This window comes from Archaeoglobus neptunius (assembly GCF_016757965.1).
Taxonomy (GTDB): Archaea; Halobacteriota; Archaeoglobi; order Archaeoglobales; family Archaeoglobaceae; genus Archaeoglobus; species Archaeoglobus neptunius.
Window position 1 is genome coordinate 45,656 of record NZ_JAEKIW010000007.1, and the last position, 16,360, is coordinate 62,015.

General features: G+C 46.7%; 21 protein-coding genes and 1 tRNA gene. 10 read left to right on the plus strand and 12 right to left on the minus strand.

What is annotated here, in order from left to right; translation table 11 throughout:
* Window positions 1-64: 64 nt before the first annotated feature.
* The 6 genes from JFQ59_RS06440 to JFQ59_RS06465 are packed head-to-tail and all read right to left on the minus strand — an operon-like array spanning window position 65 to window position 5,304.
* Window positions 65-1,540, minus strand: a complete 1,476-nt coding sequence (locus JFQ59_RS06440) for an FGGY family carbohydrate kinase (RefSeq protein ID WP_202319599.1) — start codon at window positions 1,538-1,540, stop codon at window positions 65-67.
* Window positions 1,537-2,550 (minus strand): (Fe-S)-binding protein, encoded by a 1,014-nt coding sequence (locus JFQ59_RS06445; protein ID WP_202319600.1) that lies wholly within the window; start codon window positions 2,548-2,550, stop codon window positions 1,537-1,539. The genes JFQ59_RS06440 and JFQ59_RS06445 overlap by 4 nt, the downstream gene beginning before the upstream one ends.
* A complete protein-coding gene (locus JFQ59_RS06450; RefSeq protein WP_202319601.1) occupies window positions 2,547-3,887 on the minus strand; it encodes an FAD-binding oxidoreductase in 1,341 nt (446 codons plus the stop codon). The genes JFQ59_RS06445 and JFQ59_RS06450 overlap by 4 nt, the downstream gene beginning before the upstream one ends.
* The gene (locus JFQ59_RS06455) at window positions 3,884-4,114 is read right to left on the minus strand and encodes a heavy metal-binding domain-containing protein (protein ID WP_202319602.1); all 231 of its coding nucleotides are present in this window, start codon (window positions 4,112-4,114) and stop codon (window positions 3,884-3,886) included. The genes JFQ59_RS06450 and JFQ59_RS06455 overlap by 4 nt, the downstream gene beginning before the upstream one ends.
* A gap of 13 nt (window positions 4,115-4,127) precedes the next feature.
* On the minus strand, window positions 4,128-4,271 hold the full coding sequence (locus tag JFQ59_RS06460) for a hypothetical protein (RefSeq protein ID WP_202319603.1): 144 nt from the start codon (window positions 4,269-4,271) through the stop codon (window positions 4,128-4,130).
* Window positions 4,272-4,275: 4 nt separating this feature from the next.
* Window positions 4,276-5,304 carry an NAD(P)H-dependent glycerol-3-phosphate dehydrogenase gene (locus JFQ59_RS06465; RefSeq protein ID WP_202319604.1) on the minus strand — a complete coding sequence of 343 codons (1,029 nt, stop codon included), beginning with the start codon at window positions 5,302-5,304 and terminating at the stop codon, window positions 4,276-4,278.
* Window positions 5,305-5,380: 76 nt separating this feature from the next.
* Here JFQ59_RS06465 and JFQ59_RS06470 point away from each other — a divergent pair, with 76 nt between their 5' ends.
* On the plus strand, window positions 5,381-5,575 hold the full coding sequence (locus JFQ59_RS06470) for a DUF2116 family Zn-ribbon domain-containing protein (protein WP_202319605.1): 195 nt from the start codon (window positions 5,381-5,383) through the stop codon (window positions 5,573-5,575).
* Here the strand turns inward: JFQ59_RS06470 and purF are convergent.
* Genes purF through JFQ59_RS06485 form a run of 3 tightly spaced genes read right to left on the minus strand, consistent with a single transcriptional unit; the run spans window position 5,564 to window position 7,356 of the window.
* Window positions 5,564-6,943: an amidophosphoribosyltransferase gene (purF, locus tag JFQ59_RS06475; RefSeq protein WP_202319606.1), complete on the minus strand. Its 1,380-nt coding sequence runs from the start codon at window positions 6,941-6,943 to the stop codon at window positions 5,564-5,566. The genes JFQ59_RS06470 and purF overlap by 12 nt on opposite strands.
* Window positions 6,944-7,123, minus strand: a complete 180-nt coding sequence (locus tag JFQ59_RS06480; RefSeq protein WP_202319607.1) for a 50S ribosomal protein L37e — start codon at window positions 7,121-7,123, stop codon at window positions 6,944-6,946.
* On the minus strand, window positions 7,123-7,356 hold the full coding sequence (locus JFQ59_RS06485; protein WP_202319608.1) for an LSm family protein: 234 nt from the start codon (window positions 7,354-7,356) through the stop codon (window positions 7,123-7,125). Before JFQ59_RS06485 ends, JFQ59_RS06480 begins: the two co-directional genes overlap by 1 nt.
* Before the next feature lie 117 nt (window positions 7,357-7,473).
* Here JFQ59_RS06485 and JFQ59_RS06490 point away from each other — a divergent pair.
* Together JFQ59_RS06490 and JFQ59_RS06495 are read left to right on the plus strand one after the other, a co-directional pair.
* Window positions 7,474-7,544 (plus strand) — tRNA-Gly (locus JFQ59_RS06490).
* A gap of 243 nt (window positions 7,545-7,787) precedes the next feature.
* The gene (locus JFQ59_RS06495) at window positions 7,788-8,441 is read left to right on the plus strand and encodes an adenylate kinase (RefSeq protein WP_202319609.1); all 654 of its coding nucleotides are present in this window, start codon (window positions 7,788-7,790) and stop codon (window positions 8,439-8,441) included.
* Here the strand turns inward: JFQ59_RS06495 and JFQ59_RS06500 are convergent.
* Both JFQ59_RS06500 and JFQ59_RS06505 read right to left on the minus strand, forming a co-directional pair.
* Complete coding sequence (locus JFQ59_RS06500) at window positions 8,431-9,147, minus strand: alpha/beta hydrolase (protein WP_202319610.1); 717 nt, start codon at window positions 9,145-9,147, stop codon at window positions 8,431-8,433. The two genes, JFQ59_RS06495 and JFQ59_RS06500, sit on opposite strands and share 11 nt — an antisense overlap.
* Entirely contained in the window at window positions 9,147-9,551 is a 405-nt protein-coding gene (locus JFQ59_RS06505) for an ArsR family transcriptional regulator (protein ID WP_230972342.1), read from the minus strand. The genes JFQ59_RS06500 and JFQ59_RS06505 overlap by 1 nt, the downstream gene beginning before the upstream one ends.
* Window positions 9,552-9,682: 131 nt before the next feature.
* Here JFQ59_RS06505 and JFQ59_RS06510 point away from each other — a divergent pair, with 131 nt between their 5' ends.
* The 7 genes from JFQ59_RS06510 (at window position 9,683) to JFQ59_RS06540 (ending at window position 15,678) form a co-directional block, all read left to right on the plus strand.
* Entirely contained in the window at window positions 9,683-10,078 is a 396-nt protein-coding gene (locus tag JFQ59_RS06510; RefSeq protein WP_202319611.1) for a MerR family transcriptional regulator, read from the plus strand.
* Window positions 10,079-10,132: 54 nt separating this feature from the next.
* The gene (locus tag JFQ59_RS06515; RefSeq protein ID WP_202319612.1) at window positions 10,133-11,620 is read left to right on the plus strand and encodes an AMP-binding protein; all 1,488 of its coding nucleotides are present in this window, start codon (window positions 10,133-10,135) and stop codon (window positions 11,618-11,620) included.
* Between the two features lie 12 nt (window positions 11,621-11,632).
* On the plus strand, window positions 11,633-12,877 hold the full coding sequence (locus tag JFQ59_RS06520) for an acyl-CoA dehydrogenase family protein (protein WP_202319706.1): 1,245 nt from the start codon (window positions 11,633-11,635) through the stop codon (window positions 12,875-12,877).
* A 106-nt stretch (window positions 12,878-12,983) separates the two neighbouring features.
* Window positions 12,984-13,703 (plus strand): RAD55 family ATPase, encoded by a 720-nt coding sequence (locus JFQ59_RS06525; protein ID WP_202319613.1) that lies wholly within the window; start codon window positions 12,984-12,986, stop codon window positions 13,701-13,703.
* Complete coding sequence (locus tag JFQ59_RS06530; protein WP_202319614.1) at window positions 13,678-14,238, plus strand: DUF7504 family protein; 561 nt, start codon at window positions 13,678-13,680, stop codon at window positions 14,236-14,238. The genes JFQ59_RS06525 and JFQ59_RS06530 overlap by 26 nt, the downstream gene beginning before the upstream one ends.
* Window positions 14,238-14,987 (plus strand): hypothetical protein, encoded by a 750-nt coding sequence (locus tag JFQ59_RS06535; RefSeq protein WP_202319615.1) that lies wholly within the window; start codon window positions 14,238-14,240, stop codon window positions 14,985-14,987. Before JFQ59_RS06530 ends, JFQ59_RS06535 begins: the two co-directional genes overlap by 1 nt.
* 10 nt (window positions 14,988-14,997) lie before the next feature.
* Entirely contained in the window at window positions 14,998-15,678 is a 681-nt protein-coding gene (locus JFQ59_RS06540; RefSeq protein ID WP_202319616.1) for a KaiC domain-containing protein, read from the plus strand.
* Window positions 15,679-15,755: 77 nt separating this feature from the next.
* Here the strand turns inward: JFQ59_RS06540 and JFQ59_RS06545 are convergent, their stop codons facing one another.
* A complete protein-coding gene (locus JFQ59_RS06545) occupies window positions 15,756-16,334 on the minus strand; it encodes a YiiX/YebB-like N1pC/P60 family cysteine hydrolase (RefSeq protein WP_202319617.1) in 579 nt (192 codons plus the stop codon).
* Window positions 16,335-16,360: the final 26 nt, after the last annotated feature.

The following is a 16,360-nucleotide window of genomic DNA, read 5'->3' on the forward strand; positions in this document are numbered from 1 at the left end:
ATCAAGTTAATGATTTATCCATTTAAAAATTTAACGCCGAACCTGTATGGAGCGATACATACTGTTAGACTTTCAGATTTTTCGCCACCTTCAGCAGGTTTTGCCACCTTTTGTACTTTCCCCTCAGATCCACTCTCCTTTCAAAGGTATCGGAGAACGGCATGCAAAAATCTCTGCCCCACTTCCCCAGCGCTCTTCCGGCAATCAGGTTGGCTCCGAAAGATGTACCTGAGAGTATCGCTCCCCTCACAACAGGAATACCGGTTACATCGGCAATTCTCTGAAGGAAAAAGTCGTTGGATGACATCTCACCGTCGCATCTTATTTGCTCATTCAACGGGAACTCCCTCTTCATTATGTCCATGATCTCCGCAATTCTAAAGGCAAGTCCTTCGAGCAGAGCCTTTACGATATCTTCCCTTCGCATTGCATTTGAAATCCCGTACAGCAGGCCGGGAATTGTGACATAGTGTGGTGTGGCCAGTCCGGTAAAGGCTGGAATCAGCAGCATATCCTCATCTTTCGATCTGAATGCCAGTTCCGAAGTCTCCCTGACATCGCTATATATGCCGATATCTCTGAGCAGTTCAACAGCCGAACCGCTGTAGAATAGCATACCCTCAAGCATGTACTTCAGGTCTCCTTTCAGTTTCCATGCAATCAAGGGTAGAAGTCCTCTGGAAGATGCACACGGCTCCTCCCCTACATTCAGATCCACAAAGGTGCCTGTTCCGTTTGTTATCTTTACATCGCCCCTTTTCCAGCAACCCAAGGCATAGAGTGAGGCGGATTGATCGGCTATGACACCGGTAACGGGAACGTTTCTGTATTCTCCGAAAATCTCGTCACTGTGCTTTGGAACAGGGAGCATGCAGGTGTCTGCCCCGATGATTTCAAGAATCGGCTTGCTCCATCTGAGATAGAAGGAGTCGTAAAGTCCAGTTGCAGCGGCGTTGGAGTAGTCCGTAGAGTGCTCACCTGTTAGACTGTAAACCAGCCAGCTATCTATGGTCCCCACTCTGAGGTCGTAGTTATTGGCTCTATCACCAAGCTCGTTAAGCATCCAGCACAGTTTTACGCTTGTGTGATTCGGCCTCAGCGAGAGTCTTGAGAGTGTTACAAACCATTTGGCCCTCCTCCTGTTTTTGATTGCCGGAATCACCTCTGACAGTCCTGCCACCATTTTTCCAATGGTTCTTGCGATCCTCAACGTCGAATTTCTGTTGAGTCTTTCAGCGAGCTCATTGGCCCTCATATCCTGCCAGCCCATAGCGGGAAAAACAGTTTTACCGGTTTTGGCATCCCATAGAACGGCTGTGGTCCGCTGGTTAGTGATTGCAAGGGCCTCAATGGAGTATTTGTCTATGGCATAGTCTGCAAGCCTTTTGCACTTTTTCGCCATGTCCTCAGCATCGATTTCGACCCATCCGGGCTGGGGGTTGTTTTTAACCACCGGTTCCTTCACGATGTCAACAAGTCTGTCCTCGTCGTAGACAACGAGCTTCACTGTGGTTGTACCTGCATCGATCACACCGATCATAGTCCTTCCCCTATCAGCTCCAGGATATCGACAGCATCTAAAGCAATCCTGCAGGCGGGACAGGCGGTGACGATCTGGCATTCAAAATGACCTTTTCTTTTTTTGGCCACTTTTTCTGCCAGTTCGGGATACAGGATCCTGTACACTCCGCCATAACCGCAGCAGTGAGTATCTTTTCCGCTGAAAGCCGTCTCTTTAACGCTGCATCCCATTTCCTCAAGCAGCTTTCTGGGCTCCTCTATGATGCCAAGTTTTCTCGCCATTAAGCATGGATCATGGAAGGAAAACTCGCCACCAACCTTTACGGGTTTCAGGACGCTTATTAAGTGGACTGCTTTGATCCCGCTCTCTCTGAGAATGGACACGCAGTGGGGACAGTTGCTGATCACGCCCTCATACTTTGAGGCCACACCTTTAAGCCTCTCAACAGCATCTCTGAATTCCTTCATCATCCCCAGTTCGTGGTACGGCATTCCGCAGCAAACTACTTCATCCACTGCAAAGTCGACATTGAGCTTCTCCAGAACTTCAACTGTCTTGCTGAAGAGTCTTGCCTCAAAGGTCCTGCATCCGGGGAAGTAAAGGACTTTACCGTCCCTTCTTTCTTTTTCTGCCATTTTTGAGTGTTTCATGACTTCATCCTCGAATTTCCTGACAGCCTTTTTGGCAGTCTCTGATACGAATCTGCCCCTCACGTCTCTTAAAGCATCATTTACGCTAATTTCCATTGGACAGGCGTTCTTGCAGGCATCGCAAGGCAGGCAGTGGTACACTGCGTCATAGATAACGTCTTCTGAGAAGTAACCGAGCCTGGATTTTACGGATGGTGAGACGGTCAGCCTCCTCTCAGCATCGAACACGGGACAGACGTGGAGACACATGTTCGGACACATCATGCATTTTGTAAGTTCGTCAACCCTGCCGAACTTTGGTATTACCCTGGCCAGCCTGAGCTTGGTCCTCATGTCCGTATTTGCAATTATCCTCTGAATGACTCTGGGATTTATCAATCCAGCATCACCCCCCTGTTGAGTATGTTTCTCCTGTCAAGCATGCTCTTCAGATCTCCCAGAATAGAGGCATATTCTCCTATCTCTTCCCTGAGCCACCTCTTTCTCAACCTGCCAATTCCGTGATGGTGGGTGAGGTTTCCGCCGTTCTTCAGCGATGCATGAATTGCTCTACTCCACACCTCCCTGTAGTACTCCTCTATATTTTCCGGAAGCCCGGCGAACGTAAAGTAGAAACACAATCCACTTTCGTAGAAATGTGAAGCGTGAGCTGAAGCGGTCACAGTTCCCGAAACGTTCCTGATTTCATCGATAACAGAACTGTAAATTCTCTCAGCATCACTCCAGAAACATGAGACCTCTATTGTGTCGAATACAAAACCAAGTGGGACAATTTTTGAGATGTCTGAAACATTGAACCTCTTCTCCAGCCATTTCTCAGCGTATCCCTCCACAACCTTTCCTGATGTTTCCTTCCTTGCCAGATTAAACCGGGATTCCGAACCTCTACCTTCAAAAACGGATATTAAACAGAATTTTTCCGAATCGAAATACCTCAAGCTCTCTTCGTCATCGAAAATTCTCATTAGCTCTGGTTTTAATGCCATCAGCTTCTTCGCACCTCTCACAGCCTCCCCCATCGAATCATATTCGATTGACAGATAGTGTGTCTCATCTGGAATTTCAAATACCTTCAGAAGAACCTCTGTGACCACACCAAGCAACCCTTCACTGCCTACAAACAGCTTTTTGAGGTCTGGACCAGCTCTTCTTGGCGCAGCTCTCTCGGTAACTATTTCGCCGTCAGGCAGGACTGCAGTAAGGGAAACGATCAGGTTCTCTATGTTGCCGTAGCCCGTCGAAAACTGACCACTGGCAGCAGTGGCAACCCATCCACCAACCGTGGAGCAGAAGAGGCTTTGTGGAGAGTGGCGTAGTGTAAGGCCATGGTGGTTGAGAATTTTCTCCAGCCTTCCTCCGACAACACCTGCTCCGGCTCTAACGAGCATGTTCTCCGCATCAATCTCAATCCTGTCGAGGGCGAGGGTGGAGAGCGCGATTCCTCCCTCGTACGGCGTTGCGGCATCGATAACTCCGCTTGCCCCACCAAAGATGTAGACAGGAATGCCGTGGACGTTTGCAACTTTCAGAATTGTTGAAACTTCCTCAGTTGTTTTGGGAAATGCAATCGCATCAGGCATTGCTGGAGTCTGGCGTTTCAACAGTTTGTAGAGGTGGAGGGGATTGTAGTCCTTGCAGTAAGCTATTTTATCCTCCATCGCCGTGGAAACCTCAATCCCTGCAGCCCTCAGCTCATCCAGTGCCGCCCCTATCATTCATCCACCCTTTTCAGCTTGACTGCTGTTCCATATGCCAGAAATTCAGCAGCCTCGATTCCTGCATCACTGAGCATTTCCATGCACTCCTCAATCTCTCTCCCAACGATGTTCTTCAAACCTGCAGGAATATCTTTGCCTGTGTGTTTTGTCGTGTTTCCAAAAACAATACCGGGAACTTCACACACCTTAAATCCGGGGATAGAGTCTGTGGTGGTTGCAATCACTTTTTCACCTCCTCTATCTTTCTCCCCCTCCAAAAATGAGCAGGAGTATGCCAGCAGCTATTAGCAGCGTGTCAATAAGAAGGATGAAGGGCAGCGTAACCTCCATAATCACTCCGATAACGATAAAGCCTATGCCCCACTTTACATGGCTTTCCATCCTTTCACTTCTCCACGATCAGCTCCTCGAAAACACTTGCGACTTTTTTACCCTCATAGAGAACCTGGTATATGTTTTCAAGCAATCTGAACCTCCCCTCTTCTGCCTTTCCATCCTCTTCTAGTCTTTTCAGAAGCTTGTAGGCTTTTTTGGCCGTTTTGTATCCCTCAACAACTCCAACTCCCTTTCTGCTCAACTCATCAAGCGCTTGCTGTATTGTATATCCTTTCCCAAGCAGTTCACCGAGCATTCCGTTCCTCCCACCTCTGAAGGTTGCTATGAGATCACCAAAACCCGAAAGACCAAAAGCGGTCATTCTGTTACCGCCCAGCAATTCGATAAACTCTGCAATTTCATTAATGGCCTTTGTTGCGATAACACCCTTAGCATTGCTCATTTCAACGTTCATTGTGCTCTCGTAACCCCTTACCCAGGCTATTGCAATTGAATATACGTTTTTCAGAGCTGATGTAACCTCCGTCCCCTCGATATCGTCCGTTACCTCCACTCCGAAATGGTGGGTTTCAAAAACTCTCTTCATCTCAATTGCGGACTCTATGTTTGTGCTGCTGAAAACAACTCTTGTCGGCATTCTCTTTGCAACTTCTCTCGCTATAGCCGGACCTGTGATAGCAACCGTTTTGTCTCTCAGGCTCTTCTTCATTCTCCATATCGCCTCAGGTACCGTCATTATTTCTCCATCAATCTCCAGAAGCCCCTTAGAGATCAGTACAAGGTACTGGTCTTCAATAAACTCCGAGATTCGTTCGAATACAGGCAACACACCATCTGTACTGACACCAAGAACAATAACATCCGATCCTTCAAGAGCTTCATGGAGCTGGTCTGAATAGAATAGACTGACATTGTTCAGTTTAACACCAAGTCTCGGATGTTCCATCCCCTTCCGCATGAGATCAAGTATCTCAACATCGTATTCTGTCCCCCAGATTCTCACCTCATTCCTGTTATCGGTAAGGGGAACCGAGAGAGCGGAACCCATTGCTCCTGCACCAAGTATTGAAACAATCATGTGATAACTGTTTCGTAAAAATTGAAAAGTCTTTTGATTTACGAACCTTTTTATAATCCTTTAGCGAGGGAGGGTCATGCCGGGAATAGTTCCACACAGACACTGTGTTGTTTGTGGAAAGGCGATAGAGCCTGACCAGCAGGTTTGCAGTGAGGAATGCGAGGAAGTTTTGAGCAAGGAGAGGAAGAGGCAGAGAAACTTCATGATTCTCATGTTTCTGATACTGATACTTCTGCTGGTATTCATGTGGATGCCATATTTAAGAGGGTGAATCGTAGATCTCTCCCGGAACAGGAACGGGGTATCTCTCCGTCAGGCAGGCCAGGCAGTAATCTTTCCGACCACCTGCCTTTTTTATTGCCTCCAGCAATCCGCTGAGGCTGAGATAGGCTAGACTGTCTGCACCCATGATTTTCCCAATCTCTTCAACCGTGTGGTTGGCGGCAATCAGTTCCTCTCTCGTCTTCATGTCGATTCCAAAGTAGCATGGTGCAACGATGGGTGGGCTGCCGATTCTGACGTGAACTTCTTTTGCACCCGAGTTCTTTATCATCTCGATAATTCTCTTTGATGTTGTTCCCCTTACAATGCTGTCATCAACGAGCACTATTTTCTTTCCTTCCACATTTCCCCTCACAACATTCACTTTAAGCCTCACGGAAAGCTCTCTAAGCGTCTGTGCTGGCATGATGAATGTCCTTCCCACATATCTGTTTTTAATCAGGCTTTCCATATACGGCAGGCCCGACTCCTCTGCGTAGCCGATGGCTGCAGTTATACCGCTGTCGGGAACGGCGGAGACGTAATCTGCATCTACTGGTGACTCTCTGGCCAGAATCTTTCCCATTTGAGTTCTTGCTTCGTAGACACTTATACCGTCTATAATCGAGTCAGGTCTTGCAAAGTAAATATACTCAAAAATGCAGGTAGCCCTTCTCTTTGATTCCGCAATACGCTGAAATTCAATCTCTCCGTCTCTGACTATCACGGCTTCTCCCGGTTCAACGTCTCTAACAAACTTTCCACCCAGAGCGTCAATTGCGCAGCTTTCGCTGCAGATTATGTATCCATCATCGAGTTCACCCACACAGAGCGGTTTGAATCCAACAGGGTCTCTGTAGCCTATCAGCGTGTCATCAACAAGCATCGTCATTGTATAGCTTCCAATAAGCACACTGTTGAGGTTTTCCAGCGCATTTATGACATCTCCATTGCCCAGCAGGAACTTCGATAGCAGTTGGGTAATGATCTCTGTATCTGAGTTGGTCGTAAACACCCTCCCCTCGTTTTCGAGCTGATTTCTTAGCAGAGTGTAGTTGACCAGATTCCCGTTGTGGGCAACAGCGATAAATCCTGCTTTTGACTTTACAACAAATGGTTGTGCGTTTTCAATTCTTGACAGTCCTGTTGTGGAGTATCTCACATGGCCGATTACGGATCTGCCTGCGAGCAGGTCGAAGTCCTCATCACTGAATACCTCCGTTACGAGCCCCATTCCCTTTTTGTACCTTATGAGGTTGTCGTAAGATGCTAAACCAGCAGATTCCTGCCCTCTGTGCTGCAGGGAGAACAAGGCGTAATATGCCAGCCTGGGAGCGAGTTCCGCATCTGGATAATACACTCCAACAATTCCGCACATTCAAGTTTTATTCTTCTTTTTCTTTATCCAGCTGTAGCTCCTGAGTCTTTTGCTCCTGCCGAAGCCACATGCTGCGCAGTAACCCTTCCTTCTATGGAAAGAATGCCTTCCACAACGCCTACACCTTATATGGACTCGTTTTCTACCCTTTTTACCCATCGCCGCTGTCCCATCAGACATCAGTCACCACCCGGAGCAGGCGATACAAAAACTACGGTATCTCCTCTAATCACAACGCTTCCGACCTTCTTTGACACCTCTCCGTTCTGTATCTCCTCGGCATCGAGCAGTACGAGGTTCATGTGTATATCGTATCCATCAAGCGTACCTCTAAACTCCCTGCCCCCCTTCAATCTTACAATCACAGGCGATTTCAGGGATTTGTTAAGGACATCCAGTGGTCTTGGTGGCATGTTTTTCCCCTCCAGAATATCTTTACAGGAGTTAAGGGAGCAGCTATTTAAAAATATCGATGACCCGATGGTTTGGATTAGAAAATGTTTTTAATCCATTCATTTATGATGAGCAGAGCGCGGGTAGTCTAGTGGTAGGACAACGCCCTTCCGAGGCGTTAGCCCGGGTTCAAATCCCGGCCCGCGCATCCAGATATATCCCCGTTGGGGGCTGCAGTCCACGGCAGTCAGTTTTAGGGCGCTTTGGCTTCATCACGCATCTGTCAGCGTAACGTTGGATAGGTTTGACCGCCCGGTAATCTTTTAGATTTATTTTTTAAAAACAATAAAATATCGATTTTTTTCCGGAGCCTCAATGCTGCCCGGTGATTGGAAAAAGTTCACCTCACATAATTTCGAAAAATTTAAAGCTGGCATTACAAACCAGGCACATGAATCTGATTTTTCTGGGTGCTCCCGGTGCGGGTAAGGGAACGCAGGCAAAGAGAGTGTCTGAAAAATATGGAATTCCGCAGATTTCTACTGGAGATATGCTCAGAGAGGCAGTAGCTAATGGTACAGAACTTGGAATGAAGGCTAAAGAGTATATGGATAAAGGAGAACTCGTTCCTGACGAAGTTGTTATAGGGATTGTAAAGGAAAGGCTTCAGCAGCCGGATTGCAATAAGGGGTTCATCTTGGACGGGTTCCCCAGAACTCTGGCTCAGGCTGAGGCGCTTGATGAGATGCTGAAGGAACTGAACAAAAAAATAGATGCTGTGATAAACATAGCAGTTCCTGAGGAGGAAGTTGTCAGGAGAATAGTGTACCGCAGAACCTGCAGAAAGTGCGGGGCAGTTTACCACCTCATCTATGCTCCCCCAAAAGAGGACAACAAGTGCGACAAATGTGGAGGAGAGCTCTATCAGAGGGATGACGATAAAGAGGAGACAGTCAGAGAGAGGTACAGAGTTTACAGGGAAAACACAGAGCCTCTGGTTGAGTATTACAGGAAAAAGGGCGTCCTGTATGATATAGATGGGACAAAGGACATAGATGGAGTCTGGCAGGAGATTGAGTCTGTTCTGGAAAAAATCAAAGGATAATCCTTTTATCTTTTATTTTTCCTAAAAGCCAGTCGGCAATAACCCCGCTCACCTCAGCATTCTGTCTGAGGAAGTGATCCCCTTCTTCAATTTCAAAAAAGGCTTTCGGCTCTTTCGCAGCATCGTAGAGTTTCAGACCGTTCTCAAATGGAACGATATCGTCTCTTCTTCCGTGGACTATCAGCTTTTCCTCTCCGACCTCTCCTATCCAGTTTTTGGGTTCGATCTCTGTGAATTCCCTCAGGAACAGATTTTTAAAGTTCTCGTAACTTCCAGCACCTCTCAGTAAATTTTTCATTCTTGCATTTTCGTAAATCATCCTCAGCACTTTTTCGTCGAACAATTCCGTACAGCAGGGGGATGCAGCGATGACGAGTTTTTCCAGATTTTCCATTTCAACAGCGGCTCTTACGGCGACAGCCCCTCCCATGCTGTAACCGAGAACCGATACTTTTTCGAATTCATGTGAGATATTTATCAGATCCTCAACCCATAGTTTCAGACTGAAGGTTCCATCACTCAGACCAGTTCCGGAAAAGTCGAAGACCAATGACGGAATACCTCTTAAAGCAAAAAATTGGGCAAGATCGGAATATCCTTTCTCGATCACAGACCCGGGTTCGTATGGCAGTCCATGACAGATTATAAGGACGTGCTCAATTGCAATTCTTGTATAGTTCCTGCCAATTTTTTTATCCAGATACATTATTTAAGACCAACAAGTTTTTCAAGCTCCTCGAGGTCCCTTTCAATCTTTTTGATTTCCTCTCTTTTATTCTGAACGAGTTCTGCTACGATTTCCTTCAAATCACGGGTCAGTTTGTAGCATTTCAAGGGTCTACCCTTGCCCTTTTTCTTTAGCTCCCTTTCCTTCACCCATCCCCAGTCTTTGAGGTCTTTCATTGCAAGGCTGACTTCTGGCTGTCTCAGATTAGCGGCTCTTTCTATATCTCTTGAGACTGCTTCGCCAGCTTTGGACAGGAAAACAACTACTTTTGCGATGTTTCTGTTTAGTCCTGTCTCTGAGAGCAACGTGACGACCCTTTCCTCTTTTTCTGAGAGCTCTTCAACCATAATCAGGTCACCTCCTATTACCGTTACGTGCAACATGTGTTACTTATACTAAGAACTATATAAATTTTTTTGCATTTAGCTATTTATCTAATATCTATCCGCTATTTTATCTGATAAATCATTAGTGCCAAAATATTTTAAAGTTACAGAGGTTAAAGTTCTCCGAGATGAAGAAGAAGGATAGGTACACGATATCGGAACTGGCAAAGGAATTTGAGATAAGCACGAGAACTATAAGGTATTATGAAGAGATAGGATTGCTGTCTCCAGACAGAACTGCCGGAAACCAGAGGATTTTCACGAAGAAAGACAGAGCAAAGTTGAAACTTATTTTAAGGGGAAAGAGACTCGGATTCAGCCTTGATGAGATAAGGGAAATGATAGAGATGTATGATGTTGCAGGGGAACCAGAGCAAATCCGTCTGACTCTGAAATACGGTGAAAAAAAGCTCAGAGAAATTGAGGAAAAGATAAGAGAACTTGAATTGCTTAAGGAAGACATTTTGAATCTCAGGGAGATTCTCATCAACCGTTTAAAGGAGATCGAAAAGGATAACAGTTAACGTAAACGTTAAGTTTAAATATTATTTATGTCCATTCTTTAGAGGTGATGTCCTGTGTTTACGATACCGTACATTCTGGAACGGGCAGCTAGGCTGTTTCCAAGCGTTGAGGTTGTTGGTACGGATGTGAGAAAAGGCTATGCGGAGACAAGAAAAAGGGTTTCAGGCCTGGCAGCCTACTTTGATAAGATTGGAGTCAAAAATGAGGTGGTGGCTGTTGCAGACTGGAACACACCCGAGTTCTTCGAGCTGATTTACGCAATAACCGCTGCCGGCGGCGTTCTGTATCCTGTAAACATTCGCCTGCCCCCGGATCAGATTGCCTACACTCTGAAAAAGTCGGAATCTCAGCTTCTGATCTATTCTGATGATTTTTCAGCGCTTGCAAAAGTCCACGATGGCGAGAAAATGCATGTGAAGGAGGTATTTGAAAAGGCAGAGATGAAGGCTGAGGTTGAAGTAAATGTAAGGCAGGAGGATATGGCTGTGATGCTGTTTACAAGCGGAACAACAGGTTTGCCCAAAGCCGTGAGGTACACGCACGAGAGGATGATTCACGGGGCTTTGAGCATAGCACATCAGTTGGCCCATCACGAAACCCCTGCCAGACTCACGAGTGCTGATGTCATATTTCCGCAGATACCCATTTACCACATTCTTGCCTGGGGGACGGTGTTCATCGCTCCATATATGGGTTTAAAGCTCATAATGGGCGGTAGATTCGATCCGGCCGAAACTGTCAGAATTATTAAGAAAGAAGGTGTAACGTGGATAAACGCAGTTCCAACAATGGTGAACATGCTGTTAGAGACGAAAGAAGACCTGAATGGTCTTAAGGTGCTGATCGGAGGGAGCACGATAACGAGCGATTTAGCGAAGAGGATGAACGAAGCGGGTATGAAGTTTACGACGATTTACGGTGGTACTGACATGCTCGCCGCATCAATAGCCATTATGACGGAAGAGGCAAAAAGGAAGGGAATTGATTATATCAGGCGCGTAACACATCCCGTTCCGTTTGCAGAGTTCAAAATTGTTCAGCAGGAGGGAATGGGTGGAGATTCAGGTGAGATATACTTTAGAGCGCCATGGCTGCCGATGGAGTATTACAAGGACGAGGAGAAAACGAGAGAGGCATACACTGAGGATGGATGGTTTAAAACCGGAGATCTTGGTGTGGAAATGCCGGATGGAGGCATTATGGTTCTTGACAGGGTGAAAGATGCCATCAAATCTGGTGGTGAGTGGATACCCAGCAGCATTCTGGAATCGGTGATCTCTGAGGTGGAGTGGGTGGAATACGTTGCGGTGTTGGGTAAGCCTGATGAGAAGTGGGGCGAGAGACCTTACGCTGTTGTAAAGCCCCTTGAGAAGGGTGCAGCAAATATTGACGAGATAAGAGAGCATTTGTTGAGGGCTGTTGAGGAAGGCAGGATCGCAAAGTGGTGGATTCCTGAGGAGATTGTGGTGGTCGACGAGATGCCCCTTACCAGCACTGGAAAAATTAACAAACTTTCGTTAAGAAATATGCTGCTGAAGTAGGAAGGTGATATGATGCTGGAAAACAATGCCCTTTTAACGGAAGAGGAAATAAAAATTAGAGAGGAAGCCAAGGAGCTTGCCAGTGCCATCGATCCTGAACTTTTGAGAAAGATGGATAGAGATGAGGTGGACTATCCATTCGAGTTCCTTGAGGAAGCTGCAAAAAGGAAAATGCTGGGCCTCAGATTTCCTGAGGAATACGGTGGGAGAGGACTTACCTGGGCAGCGGAAAGTGTTGCTGTTGAGGAAGTGGGCGTGCTTGGCAATGGAATTGGCTGCAGCTATGCGATGGTGAGCATTGTTGGAGAGGCAATCTACAGATTCGGGCAGGAATGGCAGAAAGAAGAGTTTCTGAAGCCGATAATTAAGGGCAAAAAAGTTTCTGCAGAAGGCTTAACCGAGCCAAGAGGGGGGAGCGACTTCTTCGGAACGACCACGAGGGCAGAGAAGAAAGGGAATGTCTGGGTTCTGAATGGGGCGAAGAGGTTTATCGCAGGCGGCAAGGTTGCGGATTTCTACCTCATTTATGCCAGAACAGACCCCAGTGCTCCGGGACACAAGGCCCTGACAGCCTTTCTGGTTGAGAGAGATATGGGTGTTGAAGTGGAGGAACTTTACAACCTTCTCGGTTTCAGAGGGATGGGGACGGCCAGGATAGTTTTCAAGGACGTTGAGGTGCCGGATGAGTACAGAGTGGGGGAGGTAAACGGGGCAAGGATGATTTTCAACAGAATGATGATCCCTGAAAGGTTGACTTCTGCAGCAGGAGCTTTGGGAGCAGCCAGAGCTGCTTTAGAGGTTGCTGTGAAGTATTCAAACAAAAGAAAGGCTTTTGGCAGGAAGATACGGGAGTTTCAGGGTGTAAACTTTATGGTCGCTGAGGCCATAACAAAGCTTGATGCTGCAAGGGCTCTGACGTATAATGCGGCAAGGGCTGTTGACCTGTACGATGCCGGTAATGGTCCAGATCCAAGGAGACTTGTGAGTGAGGCGAAGTACTTTGCCACAGACGTTGGCTGGGATGTCGTGAACAAGGCGATGCAGATCATGGGGGGCATAGGCTATACTCAGGTTTATCCGGTTGAAAGGATGCTCAGGGATATGCGCCTCTCTCCGATATGGACAGGCAGCAATGAGATAATGAAGATGCTCATCCAGCATGAAACTTACAAGCTTATGGGATTGCCATCAAAGGACAGAGACGTCGAGAAGGATGCGATGGACTGGTACAAAGAGTGGGAGAAGGTTTATGAGTAGCACCTCTGTTTTTTGACCACTGGGAAAGCCGGGAAACCTCAAATTTTTATTTTTATGTTTCGAGATTGTAAGTTAAATTTAAGTAGTAAAATATCTCATTACAATCATGGTTGAGAATCATGCGAAATTTGGGATTCAGAAACTCGACGATTATCTCGGTGGGGGGCTGAATAGACACTCCGAAAACCTGATCATTGGAAGAAGCGGCATCGGAAAAACAATACTGGCAGCTCACTGGGCAGCAGAGGGGGCGAGAAATGGGGAAACGGTTGTTTACCTCTCCACAACCATGAACAAGAATGTCGCAAAAAATTATCTGAAACGGTTTCCGTTCATGGAGGATGTTTATGAAAAGATCCACTGGAGGTTTATCAGGGTTGACCCCAAGTTTCTGCTACCCCTCACCAGGGAGAAAATAGTAGAGGGTCTCAAGTTTACGTTTGGGATGGATGGAGAGGACATCGACAGGGTCGTATTTGATTCATGCACGGATCTCGAGAAAACACTCGCCGATCCGGTCCTCTACAGAAGAGCCATAACGTACATGGCCGATCTATCATACGAGTACGGAATAACATCGCTCTGGGTTGAGGAAGCTCCGATGAAGGGCGAATGGAGCGACACTAAAAACATAACCGAGTCCGTTATCTTCCTCGACCTTCTCAGGGTTTCAGAGGGATACACCAGAGCGTTGAGGATTCTCAAAAAATACGGAAGTAAAATACCGCTGGAGTGGATTCCCTACGACATAACTGAAAACGGGATTGAGATCAAAGATGGTTTTCTGGTAAGAAGGGAATATGAGTACGAGTTCAAATGCGATTGAGTTAATTCAGGAGGCCATTGACAACGGCGCAGAGATAGTCCTGGTTAAGGTGGACTCTAAAAAGTACGTCAAGGTATGTCTTGAGATCGTAAAGCATTTCACCGGTATCGCTGAGGGGATTTTCGTCACCCTTAACCGGCCGTACTTCAGCCTCAAAAAAATGCTGGCAAAGGAGGGAGTTGATCTCTCAAAACTCTACTTCATCGACTGCATCACCCTCCAGCTCGGTGGCGAGGTTGTTGACGAGAACCGATGTTTCTACCTTACCTCTCCCGATCCGGTGCAGCTTCAGATTACGATTGAAAGAGCTATGGATCTCGTAACTGCTGAAAACAGGTTCATATACCTTGATTCTCTTTCAACGATCTCTCTCTACAAGTCCTTCGAAACACTGATCAAATTTCTCAGGCATCTTACCGGCAAGATGCGCCTGAGGGGGTTTGTGGGAACGATTTTTACACTGGAGAAGGAAATGGATGAGAGCTACTACTCCCAGATTTCTCTGATGTGTGATGAGGTTATAGAGGTGGATTGATGAAGTTTCCGACTGGCATAGAATTTCTTGACAAGCAGATTGAGGGCATTGAACCGGGTATTGTTGTTCTTTGCGAGTCCTCGGGGTCGGGAGGCAAAGAGTTTGGCATCACGTCCATACTGAACAATGCGAAAAAATTCAGAACGTGGTATCTTGCGATAGCCAGGCCGCAGGACATCGTGGAAAGAGATATAAAACTGATATTTCCAGAAAGAGAGGTTGAAATTGACTTCGAAATCGTCAGCTTTGCTGATTACTACTTCATGGATACACTTGTCCCGCTGAAATGGGTTTCGGACAGAAAGCCGGGCATCGAATTCCTGAAAGGTGAGAAAAATATCTTCAACAAGCTTGTAGAGTTTTTTGATGCCATTGAAGAGGAGAGCATCGTTTTCCTTGATTCCCTCACGGATCTTGCAAGAATTGCCAAATCGAAGCTCGGGTGGGAAAATCTGGTTAACGTTCTCAAAGGTCTGCATGTGCTGTGCGTGAGAAAGAACGTGCTGCTTATGACGCTGCTCACGTCAAACATCTTTGACAGAGGTGAAGAGGAAGAACTTCTCGATCAGGCTGATGGAGTCATCATTTTTGAGTGGGAGGTGCAGAAGGAGTCGATGGCAAGGTGGATGTACTTCAGAAAGTTTATCGGAGTTCTGCCAAAGCTTGAAAAGGAGAGGATTTCGAAGTACAATGTGCGGATAGACCCTGCGCTTGGCTTTACGATTTCGAAGGTCATGAGGGTACTGTAGAGGTGGTGGTATGCTTAAAACGGGAATCGAGGGGCTTGATGCCATGCTCGGAGGGGGCATTCCGGAAGGACATGTTGTGGCAGTGGTGGGGAGTTACGGTACGGGTAAAACTATACTCGGACTGCATTTTATTTATGAGGGTTTAAAAAATGGTGAAAACTGTCTGATCATAAGTTTTGACGAGGATGAACAGAGTATTATTGAGAATGCCAGGAGCGTGGGCATGAACTTGGAAAACTTTGGAGATCTGCTGCAGATAATAAGGCTTGAGGCAATTGAGATGAAAAGGAGTTTTGAGAAAATCGAGAGCGACATTCCGGAAATTATAAAGAACATGGGTGTAAAGAGGGTGCTGATGGATTCAATAAGTGTTCTTGAAACGCTTTTTGATGATGCCGGCAGATATCGGATGCTTGCGGCATTCAGAAAGATTCTGAAGGAGGCGGGAATTACTGCAATCCTGACGAGCGAGGCAGACAAATACCAGCCGACCACGTCCAAGTATGGGATTCTGGAGTATGTCTGTGATGGTTTAATCTCCCTGAAGGTGGTGAGAAAAAGCGAGCTTGATGAGCCAACCCTCGGTATTGAGGTTGTGAAAATGAGGAGGGTTAGGCATTCGAGAAAGCCGAAGCCCTACATGATAACCGATAACGGAATTGTGGTTTACGAGGAGGCTGAGATTTTTTAAAATGGACATCGACACGTATAACCTGAAATCGAAAATGCATCCTGCGAAAAAATGAAATTTAAAAGATATTTTAAAAATCAGCTCGCCCACGCCACCAGATATGTGTCTCCGTCATCGGCCAGCTCCTGTGGAGCCACATTGTAGCCGTATCTCCAGCTCCATCCCGGATTCTGGTCGATATCGGGACCGCCATTTGCCAGATAGGCTGCCCAAATTAACTCGCTGCAGTAGTAACTGCTCCCGTAAACTTCCTTACCACCGATGTATGTTAGCCATTTGTAGTCGTATGGATAACCCACCTTGGTCAGGGCCCAGCTTATCGCACTGGACTTAACTCCACTGCTGGTTTTTACCCTGTAAACTGCAACTTCATCTGCATTTCTGACCATGTCCACCGATACAACCCTCACACCATCTTTCCAGGCTTCAACCATCTGACCGTTTCCTATGTACATCGCCGCATGGTGCCAGTGGCCTATTATGTCGCCAAAGGTATCCTCCAGCCATCCGGCACATCCTCTGCAGAGAATTATATCTCCCGGCTGCAGAACGCTTAGATCCAGATTGTTTCCATCCCCAGTCCACTCTGATGGAATCAGTGCTTCTGCCGGGGCCACGATCAGCAACAGGCCAACCATCAGTAACACCGCACGCATGGACACCTTAATTATCTTTAATTTAA